This window comes from Pseudomonas sp. PDM24 (assembly GCF_019218905.1).
In the GTDB taxonomy this organism is placed as follows: Bacteria; Pseudomonadota; Gammaproteobacteria; order Pseudomonadales; family Pseudomonadaceae; genus Aquipseudomonas.
Map to the genome: position 1 here is coordinate 34,495 of NZ_JAHUWR010000008.1, position 11,800 is coordinate 46,294.

12 protein-coding genes are annotated in these 11,800 nt (G+C 58.3%); 8 read left to right on the top strand and 4 right to left on the bottom strand.

Annotated features, from left to right (window positions below):
* The first annotated feature begins 129 nt into the window (after positions 1-129).
* The 3 genes from KW837_RS23445 to KW837_RS23455 all read left to right on the top strand — a co-directional run bounded on the left by KW837_RS23445 (position 130) and on the right by KW837_RS23455 (position 4,494).
* Positions 130-1,146, top strand: coding sequence for a class I SAM-dependent rRNA methyltransferase (locus KW837_RS23445; protein WP_008068494.1), 1,017 nt, complete (start codon positions 130-132; stop codon positions 1,144-1,146).
* Positions 1,147-1,207: 61 nt separating this feature from the next.
* Positions 1,208-4,198, top strand: a complete 2,991-nt coding sequence (locus KW837_RS23450) for a DUF748 domain-containing protein (RefSeq protein ID WP_218398774.1) — start codon at positions 1,208-1,210, stop codon at positions 4,196-4,198.
* Positions 4,198-4,494: a DUF2845 domain-containing protein gene (locus KW837_RS23455; RefSeq protein ID WP_218398911.1), complete on the top strand. Its 297-nt coding sequence runs from the start codon at positions 4,198-4,200 to the stop codon at positions 4,492-4,494. The genes KW837_RS23450 and KW837_RS23455 overlap by 1 nt, the downstream gene beginning before the upstream one ends.
* 266 nt (positions 4,495-4,760) lie before the next feature.
* Here KW837_RS23455 and KW837_RS23460 read toward each other — a convergent pair whose 3' ends face one another.
* Both KW837_RS23460 and KW837_RS23465 read right to left on the bottom strand, forming a co-directional pair.
* Positions 4,761-5,117 (bottom strand): BON domain-containing protein, encoded by a 357-nt coding sequence (locus tag KW837_RS23460; protein WP_007901973.1) that lies wholly within the window; start codon positions 5,115-5,117, stop codon positions 4,761-4,763.
* Positions 5,118-5,431: 314 nt separating this feature from the next.
* Positions 5,432-5,857, bottom strand: coding sequence for a pilin (locus KW837_RS23465; protein WP_218398775.1), 426 nt, complete (start codon positions 5,855-5,857; stop codon positions 5,432-5,434).
* Between the two features lie 226 nt (positions 5,858-6,083).
* Between KW837_RS23465 and pilB the strand changes: the two genes are divergently transcribed.
* From pilB to yacG, 5 genes are read left to right on the top strand one after another with little or no spacing between them, the layout of a single operon-like run.
* Positions 6,084-7,784, top strand: a complete 1,701-nt coding sequence (pilB, locus tag KW837_RS23470; RefSeq protein WP_218398776.1) for a type IV-A pilus assembly ATPase PilB — start codon at positions 6,084-6,086, stop codon at positions 7,782-7,784.
* A 2-nt stretch (positions 7,785-7,786) separates the two neighbouring features.
* Positions 7,787-9,004, top strand: coding sequence for a type II secretion system F family protein (locus KW837_RS23475; protein WP_218398777.1), 1,218 nt, complete (start codon positions 7,787-7,789; stop codon positions 9,002-9,004).
* A gap of 1 nt (position 9,005) precedes the next feature.
* Complete coding sequence (locus tag KW837_RS23480; protein WP_218398778.1) at positions 9,006-9,878, top strand: A24 family peptidase; 873 nt, start codon at positions 9,006-9,008, stop codon at positions 9,876-9,878.
* Positions 9,875-10,498, top strand: coding sequence for a dephospho-CoA kinase (coaE, locus tag KW837_RS23485; RefSeq protein ID WP_123497164.1), 624 nt, complete (start codon positions 9,875-9,877; stop codon positions 10,496-10,498). Before KW837_RS23480 ends, coaE begins: the two co-directional genes overlap by 4 nt.
* Entirely contained in the window at positions 10,495-10,695 is a 201-nt protein-coding gene (yacG, locus tag KW837_RS23490; RefSeq protein WP_218398779.1) for a DNA gyrase inhibitor YacG, read from the top strand. The genes coaE and yacG overlap by 4 nt, the downstream gene beginning before the upstream one ends.
* A gap of 9 nt (positions 10,696-10,704) precedes the next feature.
* Here yacG and KW837_RS23495 read toward each other — a convergent pair whose 3' ends face one another.
* Positions 10,705-10,920, bottom strand: a complete 216-nt coding sequence (locus KW837_RS23495; RefSeq protein WP_218398780.1) for a hypothetical protein — start codon at positions 10,918-10,920, stop codon at positions 10,705-10,707.
* Positions 10,921-10,983: 63 nt separating this feature from the next.
* Positions 10,984-11,673, bottom strand: coding sequence for an energy-coupling factor ABC transporter permease (locus tag KW837_RS23500; protein ID WP_218398781.1), 690 nt, complete (start codon positions 11,671-11,673; stop codon positions 10,984-10,986).
* Between the last annotated feature and the right edge of the window lie 127 nt (positions 11,674-11,800).

Sequence of the window (11,800 nt, forward strand, 5' to 3'; positions counted from 1 at the left end):
GCGACATTGATGTTGACTGTCCCGCCGTCTTCGCGGGCAAGCCTCGCTCCTACAGGTACAGGTACAGGTTCTTCATCGTCCAAGCTGTTAAACTCCCGCGCCCCAATTCCCTCCTGCAAGGCGCCCAGCATGTCTTCCTTGAATCAGGCGCTGCGCGCCGCCCTCGATCATCGTCAGGACCTGCTTGCCGAGCTGCATCAGCAAGGCACCGATTGCTATCGCCTGTTCCATGGCAGCCAGGAAGGCGCCGGCGGCCTGACCATCGACCGCTACGGTCCGCAACTGTTGGTGCAAAGTTTTCATCAGGCGCTGGAGCGTGACGCTCTGCTGCAGTTGCACGAGATCGTCAATCAGCAGTTGGGCCTCGACACCCTGCTGGTCTACAACGACCGTTCCCGTGGTAACTCGCGCATCGACCGCGAAGACACCGTCTACCGCGCCGACGAAGCCGCCCTGCAAGATTTGATCGGCCACGAATGGGGACTGAACTACCGGGTCCGCGGGCGCCACGCTGGCCAGGACCCGTTGCTGTTTCTCGATTTGCGCAACGCTCGCGGCTGGGTCAAGGCGCACAGCAAAAACAAAAGTGTGCTGAACCTGTTTGCCTACACCTGTGGCGTCGGCCTCAGCGCCGCGGCGGGTGGTGCGAGCGAGGTGTGTAACCTGGACTTTGCCGAAGGCAATCTGGCGGTCGGTCGTGAGAACGGCTTGCTCAACCCGCAATTGCCGACGATGGAATTCATCCAGTCAGATTACTTTCCCGCGATTCGTCAATTGGCCGGTCTGCCGATCAGCCAGCGTCGCGGCCAGAAACTGCCGAGCTATCAACGTCTGGACCCGCGTCAGTACGACTTGGTGCTGCTTGATCCTCCGGCCTGGGCCAAGAGTGCGTTCGGCACGGTCGACCTGTTGCGCGACTACCAAAGCCTGCTCAAACCGGCACTGCTGACCACCGCCGACGATGGCGTACTGATCTGCTGCAACAACCTGGCGAAGGTCAGCATGGACGATTGGCGCGAGCAGGTTTTGCGCTGCGCAGAGAAGGCCGGGCGCCCGGTGCGCGAGTGGACAGCGCTGACACCGGGCAGCGATTTTCCGTCGATGGATCAGCAGCCGCCATTGAAAACGCTGATTCTGCAGCTCTGAAAATTCGCACCGATAATCAGATAAATCCTATAAAGCTTGGTTGCTTCGGAACCGCAAACGCATGCCATACTCCAAGGCACTCAGATTCCGACAGATGAAGCCGCACATGCCCAAAGGATTGATTCGCGCTATCGGCGCCTTGTTGACTGCCCTGGCTCTTTATAGCCTGCTGGGGTTTCTGATTTTGCCGGGCATCGCGTTGCGAATCGCCAACCAACAATTGGCCAACTACGCCACGACACCTGCGACGATTCAGCGGATCGAACTCAACCCCTTCAGCCTTGAAGTCACCCTTTGGGGCCTGGTCATTGGGGAGCCGGGCAAGGAACAGGTGGGCTTCGAACGTCTGTACGCTAACCTGCAGATCGATAGCCTCTGGACCAAGGCGCTGCACTTGTCCGATATCGAACTGGACAAACCCAAGACCGAAATCCTTTTCGGCAAGGACGGCAAACTCAACCTGCTCGGCCTGTTCAAAATCCCCGCCAGCGAACCGACCCCGGTCGATCCGGACGCCAAACCATTCCCGCTGCGCGTGGAGAGGATCAAACTGGCCGGCGGCTCCTTGCATTTCGAGGATGCACGGCCCAGCGAACCCATCGAGTTCCTCTACGATAAACTCGATTTCGAACTGAAAAACCTCAGCACCCTGCCCGAAGACAGCGCCGACATGACGTTGGTCGCCGTCGGCCCGGCAGGTGGACAGATCGACTGGACCGGTAATTTCAGCCTGATCCCGATCGCCTCCGAAGGTAAGCTGAAAATCACCGACGGCAAGATGAAATCCTTCTGGCCCTATGTGCGTGATGCTGTGCCACTCGCACTCGAAGATGGCGTCGTCAGCCTCAGCACCGACTACAAACTCAACCTGGCCAAGGAAACCGAACTGCTGTTGAGCAACGTTGCCGTCAGCGTCGCGCCTTTCGCTATCAAGACTCCGGACGGTCGACCGCTGGCGAAGCTCGAGCGACTGGACATCAGCGAAACCACCGTAGACCTGGCCAAACAGCAAGTGGTGGTCGGCAAGATCCGCAGCAAAAAACTGGAAACCTGGGCCGCCCTCGAAGCCGACGGGCAACTGGACTGGCAAAAACTGTTCGCCAGTCAGCCATCCAAAGCGGTCAACAAAGCCAATGCCGAGCCAGCCAGCACGCCGGCAGCAGCCGATTCGCCGAAGCCTGAACCGACCGCGCCGAGCAAGCCTTGGCAGGTGCTGCTCAAAGACGTGCAGCTACGTGACTATCAGGTACATCTGGCCGACCGCAAGGCACAACCGGAGGTCGCGCTGGAGGTGGGTCCGCTGAACCTGGACCTGCAAAATTTCGACAGCCTCAATGGCTCACCTTTCAACCTCAAGCTCGACACCGGCGTGGGCAAGCAAGGCAAGATCACAGCGGACGGCGTGGTCAATCTGGCCCCGATCAGCGCCAAACTGAACGTGCAGACGAAGGACATCGACCTGCGCGTCGCACAGTCCTACATCAACCCGTTCATTCGTCTCGAACTGCGCAGCGGCATGCTGGGCAGTGATCTGGCGGTCGACCTGAAAAGCACCGAACCGCTGGCGTTCAGCGTCACAGGCAAAGCCCAGGTCGATCAGCTGCATACCCTCGACACTCTGAAAACCCGCGACTTCCTCAAGTGGCAACAGTTGGTGCTCGAAGGCCTGAATTATCAACATGGCGACAGCCTGTCGATCGACAAGGTCAACCTGTTCCAGCCTTATGCACGCTTCATGATCAACGATGATCGCACCACCAACGTCGATGACCTGTTGATCCCGCAACCGGCCGACTCCGGCGCCACAACCACCACTGCGGCCAAACCGGCAGCCGGAAAAGAAAAACCGTTGGGTATCCACATTGGCGGCATTGCCATCAATGACGGTTCGGCAAACTTCGCCGACTTCAGCCTGACTCCGAACTTCGCCACCGCCGTTCAACAGCTCAACGGGAAGATCGGCACCATCGACAGCCGCCAGGCAAAACCGGCCAGCGTCGACATCAAAGGCAAGGTCGACCGCTATGCACCGGTGACCATCAAGGGCTCGGTCAATCCGTTCGACCCGATGGCCAGCCTGGACATCGCCACCAGTTTCAAACGGGTGGAACTGACCACCCTGACGCCCTACTCCGGCAAGTTCGCCGGTTACCGTATCCGCAAAGGCCGGCTCAATCTCGACCTGCACTACAAGATCACCAACGGCCAGCTCCTGGCTGAAAACAAAGTGGTGGTCGAGCAGTTGCAACTGGGTGAAAAGGTCGACAGTCCAGATGCCGTGAGCCTGCCGCTGAAGCTGGCGATTGCCTTGCTCAAGGATGTCGACGGCAAGATTTCCATCGAACTGCCAGTGAGCGGCGACCTGAACAACCCGCAGTTCAGTGTCATGCCGATTATCTGGCAGACCCTGCGCAACCTGATCGTGAAAGCGGCCGCAGCGCCATTCAAAATGATTGGCGGCCTGGTCAGCGGCGGTGGTTCGGAAGACTTGGGCAGCGTGGCGTTCGCACCGGGCTCAAGTGACCTGAGCAAAGATGCCGAAGCGGCGCTGGTCAAACTGTCCCAAGCGCTCAAGGAGCGTCCGGCCCTGCGACTGGAAATCGAAGGCACCGCCGCCAAGAGCAGCGATGGCCCGCTGATTGCCGAGCAACGCCTGGAGCGGGAATACCAGTACAACTACTACAAAATGCTCCAGCGTCGCGGTGATAAAGTACCGGCCCAAGCCTCGTTGCTGGACGTACCGGACAACGAGAAAGGCCCGCTGCTTGAAGGGATCTACCGCACACGCCTCAAGACCCAGCCGCCCGCCGAATGGAAGGATCTGGGCAAGGAAGAACGCAGCAAAAAAATGCGGGAAGGCGTGATCGCGTTCTGGAGTTCCAGCGAGGTGCTGTTGCGTCAACTGGGGCAAGAACGGGCCAGCAGCATCAAGGATTATCTGGTGGACAAGGGGCAATTGGCCGATGACCGCGTGTACTTCATCGACGCCAGCCTCGGCGAGGCAGAAAGCGATGGCCGTGTTATCACGCCCATGCATCTGGATGCCGAATGATGGGCGCACATTGGCTTCTGAGCCTGGCTCTGTTGCTGGTTGCCGGCCAGGCAGCGGCGGCCGAGACCTTGCGTTGTGGCAGTCAATTGATCAGCGTCGGGGACAGGTCCAGCGAAGTGCTGCAAAAATGCGGAGAGCCCGTTGCCCGCGACTTGCTGGGCTACAAGCGCAGCGCCAATCGACGGGAAGAATTTCAAGTCGAGGAATGGACCTACGGGCCCAACAGCGGGATGTACCAGTACCTGCGCTTTGAAGGCAACCGGTTGGTTCGAATCACCAGCAAGCGTGGGAATTAAATCCACCACAAACCAATGTGGGAGCGGGCTTGCTCGCGAATGCGGTGTGTCAGTCGGCATCAATGTTGACTGGCACACCGCATTCGCGAGCAAGCCCGCTCCCACAGTTGTTTTGCGTAGCCCGCAATAGAACAGGCCCCGACACGAATGCCGGGGCCTGTAATGGCCACATCCTTGTGGCCTTCGCATGAACTCTCAAGTTGCGGCAGACGTATGACTCGGCCCGTCTACCGCTCCTTCTCCCGGTCCAGGCGAGAAGCCTTGTTTTACTCGGATTTCAGGCCGTCAGCGGACACCGCTTTGACGCCTTTGATTTTCTTGGCGATAGCCACGGCGGTTGTTTTCTGAGCGTCTGTCAGAACGGTCATCGAAGACAGGGAAACAACGCCTTTGTTGGTTTCGACTTTGATGTCGGTGCCTGGAATGCCTTTTTCGGTGACCAGGTCTGCTTTGACTTTGGTGGTGATCCAGGTATCGGAAACATCCTCTTTCGCTTCAGTGACTTCACCGGCGGCCAGCATCATGGGCGCCTGAGTCGCTTGGGTGGTCTGTGCAAATGCAGCGTTGGCCATGGTCAGGGTCAACGCGGTAGCAGTAGCGGCAGCGATAGCGAACTTCTTCATACGAGTAACTCCTGTATTTCTGGAAAGTCTGCTGCGTGTCTTGTCAGCAGGGTTACAGGAAATAGTGCGAACGCTGTGCCAACGACCCGATAAAAAATAAATACTTATAAATCAATTAGTTAATAGAAAAGGTAATTTTCGAAATCATGCAAATTGCATGACTGCGAAATTATCTACATGCAACATGCGGGTTTTAACGCAGGCCTAAGGCCATGAATTTTCGGGGGTTTCTCGATTATCTGAATGACCCTAAAAATAGCGAACAAAAAAATGCCCCGCGTCGTGAAACGCGGGGCATTGGCAGGATGAATGAATCAGCTAGCGGGAGTGGGAGGGCAACCTTTAGGCGCGTATTCCGCGTCAACCGTAGTGGCGCAAGTCCAGCCACCGGCAAGTGTGCGCGAAAGCGTGACGGTTTTGCCGAGCACCGGCCCCGGTGCGTTGAGAATCGTGCAACCAATACTGCCCACACCGGAAGAGGCGGTACCCGTTGCCGTAATCGTGCAATTACCCGTGGTGGCGCTCGCCGCGCCGATCCCGGCGGGGGCGGCAATATCGGTGCCTTGATTGATAACGTCTTCGAAAGGCACCTTCAGTGCAGAGATTTCTGCAACCGCAGCAGTGACCTTCGCCCGCGCCTGGTACTTCGAATACTGCGGCAACGCAAACGTCGCCAGAATCCCGATGATCGCCACCACGATCAGCAGCTCGATCAGAGTAAAACCTTTTTGATTTTTCATAGACAGGCTCCATGCATGAGTCGAAATCTCATGATCTGAACAAGGCACAGCACAGGTCATGCCAAGCCGTGCGCGTCCCTGTCTGCTGGGCGCGAGATCGCGGCAAAGACCTTTCCTACTCCAAGGATCCGCACTATCTGACACTTTTTGTCACCTCACCCCGGCTGGTTTGGTTCCACTGCTTGACTAGGCTATAAGTCATTCACTGTCTGCGTCCGGTATCCCAATGAATGACATCGCCCTTAGCGGTCTGGCCAAGCAATTGGTACTGGCCGAGCTGATCACTGACCAAAGTGCGCAACAGGCGTATCAACAAGCCCAACGCAATCGAATTTCGCTGGTCAGCTATCTGGTGCAAAACAAACTGCTGAAAAGCTGGCAGGTCGCCGAGGTGGCCTCGGAGCATTTCGGCATGGCCCTGCTGGACCTCAACTGCCTGGACAAGGACACCCAACCCCGAGGGCTGGTCAGTGAGAAGCTGATCCGCCAGCACCACGCCCTGCCCCTCTGGCGGCGTGGTAACAAGCTGTTCGTGGGGATTTCCGATCCGACCAATCACCAGGCCATCAACGACATCCAGTTCAGCACCGGGCTGAGCACCGAAGCCATTCTGGTGGAAGAAGACAAGCTCAGCGACGCCATCGAAAAATTCTTCGACAACCATTCCACCGGCCTGGAAGACATGGCCGATGTCGACCTCGACGGGGTGGACATCGAGTCGGTCGATGAGCAGAAACAAGACGTCCTCGTGGGGCAAGACGCCGATGACGCGCCGGTGGTGCGCTTCGTCCACAAGATGCTGCTCGACGCGATCAAGAGCGGTTCTTCCGACCTGCATTTCGAGCCCTATGAAAAAATCTACCGCGTGCGCATGCGCACCGATGGCATGCTGCGGGAGGTCGCCAGGCCGCCGACACAACTGGCCAACCGCATTGCCTCGCGGCTGAAGGTCATGGCCAGTCTCGATATCTCCGAGCGGCGCAAACCTCAGGACGGGCGAATCAAGATGCGCCTGTCCAAAAGCAAGTCCATCGACTTCCGGGTCAACACACTGCCGACCTTGTGGGGCGAGAAAGTGGTAATCCGGATCCTCGACCCGTCCAGTGCCCAAATGGGCATCGATGCCCTCGGCTACGAGCCCGACCAGAAAGACCTCTACATGGCCGCGCTCAAGCAGCCACAGGGAATGATCCTGGTGACCGGCCCCACCGGTTCGGGCAAGACCGTGTCGCTCTATACCGGGCTGAACATCCTCAACACCGTCGACATCAATATTTCCACTGCCGAAGACCCGGTAGAAATCAACATCGAAGGCATCAACCAGGTCAACGTCAATCCCAGGCAGGGACTGGATTTCGCCCAGGCGCTGCGCTCGTTTCTGCGTCAGGACCCGGACGTGATCATGGTCGGCGAAATCCGCGACCTCGAAACCGCCGAAATCGCCATCAAGGCCGCCCAGACCGGGCACATGGTGCTTTCCACCCTGCACACCAACAGCGCCGCGCAAACCCTGACCCGCTTGCACAACATGGGGATTCAGGGGTTCAACATTGCTACCTCGGTCAGCCTGATCATCGCCCAGCGCCTGGCGCGCAAATTGTGCAGTCATTGCAAAAAACCCATCGAGATTCCCCGCGAGGCGTTGCTCAAAGAAGGCTTTCCCGAGGAACGCATCGGCTCGTTCACGATCTATGAACCGGTCGGTTGCGATCAGTGCAACAACGGTTACAAAGGGCGAGTAGGGATTTATGAAGTGGTAAAGAACACCCCAGACCTGCAACGGCTGATCATGGCCGAAGGCAATTCACTGGAAATCGACATCCAGATGCGTAAGGACGGCTTCAACGACCTGCGTACTTCGGGCCTGCTCAAGGCCATGCAAGGCATCACCAGCCTTGAAGAAATCAATCGGGTCACCAAGGACTGAACATGGCGGTCAAAGCAGCGAAAATCAGCGTATATGCCTGGGAAGGCACAGACAAAAAAGGCACAAAAATGACCGGCGAATTGACCGGCCAGAATCCCGCGCTGATCAAGGCCCAGTTACGCAAGCAAGGGATCAACCCGGGCAAGGTGCGGAAAAAAACCGCGTCCATTTTCAGTGCCGGCAAACGCATCAAGGCCCTGGACATTGCCCTGTTTACCCGACAGATGGCGACCATGATGAAAGCCGGCGTACCGCTGCTGCAATCGTTCGACATTATCGGCGAGGGCTTCGATAACCCGAGCATGCGCAAACTGGTGGAGGAGGTAAAACAGGAAGTCGCGGCCGGTAACAGCTTCGCCGCGGCCTTGCGCAAAAAGCCCCAGTATTTCGATGAGCTGTACTGCAATCTGGTGGATGCCGGCGAGCAGGCCGGTGCTCTGGATACCCTGCTGGAACGGGTGGCAACCTACAAGGAAAAGAGCGAAAGCCTCAAGGCCAAAATCAAGAAAGCCATGACCTACCCGCTGGCGGTGGTGTTCGTCGCTATCATTGTGACCGGGATTCTGCTGGTCAAGGTTGTGCCGCAGTTCGAGTCGGTGTTCTCGGGGTTCGGCGCCGAACTGCCAGCGTTCACCGTGATGGTCATCGGCTTGTCGGAGTTCCTGCAGGCCTGGTGGTGGATGGTGCTCGGCCTGTTGGGTGCGCTGGTTTTCGGCGTCCGCCATGCCTTTAAAAAGTCCCCGGGCTTTCGGGACCGAATGGACACCTGGCTGCTGAAACTGCCGTTGGTTGGCGCGCTCATGTACAAGTCCGCCGTGGCCCGTTACGCCCGCACCTTGTCGACGACGTTCGCCGCCGGCGTCCCACTGGTCGAAGCCCTGGATTCAGTGGCAGGCGCAACCGGCAACATCGTGTTCAAGCGAGCGGTATTACGCATCAGGCAGGATGTTTCCACCGGCATGCAGCTGAATTTTGCGATGCGCACCTCCGGTATATTTCCGAACATGGCGATCCAGATGACGGCCATTGGCGAAGAGTCTGGCGCACTGGATGACATGCTCGACAAGGTCGCGAGCTTCTATGAGGACGAAGTGGATAACATGGTCGATAACCTGACCAGTCTGATGGAGCCTTTCATCATGGTGGTGCTGGGGGTTATCGTCGGCGGCCTGGTGGTTGCGATGTACCTGCCCATCTTCCAACTTGGCTCAGCGATCTGATATGTCCTTGAACGAATTTCTGAGTCACAACTCGCTGGCCTTCGTGATCACCGCATGGGTGATCGGTTTGCTGATCGGCAGTTTTCTCAACGTGGTGGTCTGGCGCCTGCCGAAAATGCTTGAGCGTGAATGGCGCTTGCAAGCCCATGACGTCCTGGATTTGCCACCCGAAGCCCCCGGCCCGGCTTACAACCTGATACTGCCTCACTCCGAGTGCCCCGATTGTGGCCATCGGATTCGAGCGTGGGAAAACATTCCCGTGCTCAGTTATCTGTTTTTACGCGGGCGATGCTCGAACTGCGCGACGCCGATCAGTAAACGTTACCCGCTGACCGAACTGGCTTGCGGCGTGCTGTCAGCGTTCGTCGCCTGGCATTTCGGTTTCGGCTGGCAGGCCTGCATGGTGCTGGTCCTGAGCTGGGGCCTGTTGGCGATGAGCCTGATCGACGCCGAACACCAGCTGTTGCCGGATGTGCTGGTGCTGCCGTTGATATGGCTGGGATTGATCGTCAACAGTTTCGGGCTCTTCGTGTCACTGCATGACGCGCTCTGGGGCGCGGTGGCCGGCTATATGGCGCTTTGGACGGTGTTCTGGCTGTTCAAGCTGATCACCGGCAAGGACGGCATCGGCTACGGTGACTTCAAGCTATTGGCGATGCTCGGCGCCTGGGGCGGCTGGCAGATCCTGCCGCTGACCATCCTGCTGTCATCGCTACTGGGCGCCGTCTTCGGGGTGATTTTGCTGCGCCTGCGGGATGCGAAAACCTCGACTCCGCTGCCCTTTGGCCCCTATCTGGCCATTGCCGGCTGGATTGCCTTGCTCTGGGGTGGTCAAATAACCGGCTTCTATTGGCAGTTTGTCGGTTTGAAATGAATACCCCTGTGGAAAAACCCTGGATTCTCGGCCTGACCGGCGGCATCGGCAGCGGCAAAAGCGCGGCCGCCCAGCACTTCATCGATCTGGGCGTGCACGTGGTGGACGCCGATCATGCGGCTCGCTGGGTGGTAGAACCCGGTCGCCCGGCACTGGCGAAGATCGCCGAGCACTTTGGCCCCGGCGTGCTGCAAGCCGACGGCCAACTGGATCGCGCGGCGCTACGCAAGCTGATCTTCGAAGTGCCGGATGAACGCCGCTGGCTCGAAGCGCTGTTGCATCCGCTGATCGCCGAAGAAATCACTCACCATCTGGCCAAGGCACAATCGCCTTATGCGATTCTGGTTTCGCCGCTGCTGATCGAGTCCGGGCAGTACGCCATGACCCAACGGGTCCTGGTGATCGATGCCCCGGAACAGTTACAGATCGAACGCACCCTGCAGCGTGACCAGACCAGCGAACAGCAGGTCCAGGCGATCCTCAAGGCTCAGTCCAGCCGACAGGACCGCGTGAGCCATGCCGACGATGTGGTGGTCAACGACCGCGACCTCGCCTGGCTGCACAGCGAGGTCGAACGCCTGCATCATTTTTACCTTACTTTGCGTGGAGGCCAGTCATGAGCCAAACCCCAACCGTCGATTGCCCAACCTGTGGCGCCCCTGTCGAATGGAGCCCCGAAAGCAAGTTCCGGCCATTCTGTTCGGACCGTTGCAAACTGATCGACCTGGGCGCCTGGGCGTCGGAAGAACACAAGATCCCGGTGAGCCCGGATGCCGAAGACGAAATGTTCAGCGAAGACTTCGACCCGCGCCACTGATCCCGCCCCTCAGGGCCGCATAAAGCCATAGTCCTGGCCCTCGTCGAGGTTCTCGGCGAGAAACCGCAACTCATCGGCCAGGTCTTCTATATTGCGTACCGTCTTGCTCTGCTGCACCACCGCACTGAGCAAGGCGCGCAGGCTCAATCCCGGATCGAAGCCCACCTCTTGCGCCACATCCAGACTCTGACGCAACTCCTGCCGGGCCCACTCATACACACTCATGCCATTGCTCCTGAAGGTTTTCCAGAGCATGGATTCGGCAACGCTTTTTGGATTTGATGTGGATCAAGATTTGGGATCGTCGTCTTTCCAGGGCGCCGAAAGGTAGCGGGTGCGATTGAACGTCTCCAGCCATTCGGGGCAGAACACCACCAATGCGCTGACCACCATGCCGTTGATAAACGCTTCCGGGAAAATCAGTAGCCACAGGTAGCCGACAAAATCTGTCAGCCAGTACGGCATGGCGAAACGTTCGTCGTACCACAGCAGCGTGAGCGCCAGGATCAGGCACAACAGGGCCGACAACGCAGCGGCAAAAAAACCGGAACAGAAAATGTACACAAAGGGATTACGCGGCTGCGCGCGCTCCACCAGGATGGCGCAGCACTCGGTGACCAGCACCGGCAGCAGAATCAGCAGCGCGCCATTGACCCCCATGGCCGCCATGTCCTGCCGTCCGAGTAGCACCAATCCCGTTTGCGCGACCAACCCGCCGACAATCGCCAACGGCCAATCCAGCAGTAACGTCACCGCCGTCATGCCGATGAAGTGATAGGACACGCCGGTGTCGAAGTCCCGTCGCACCAACCAGAGCATGAACAGCGCGAACACCGTGCCGAACAACAGATGCTGGCGGCGGTTGTCGCTGAACAGTTCGACCCAGGGGGCTCGACAGACAGCCCAGATCACTGCCGGCACGTAGATAAGCCAGCCAACTGTAAGGCTTTGTGGTGATAGCAGTTCGGCGCCGATCATGGGCGTGCCTTCTTCGGCGCCTGGGCCCATAAAAGCAAAAGACTGAGCAGCAACACTGTTCTATATTTCACGCGTCTCTCCCGTCGTGATAGCTCTCAGTCTATACCGGCGATTCTGAATGGCCGTA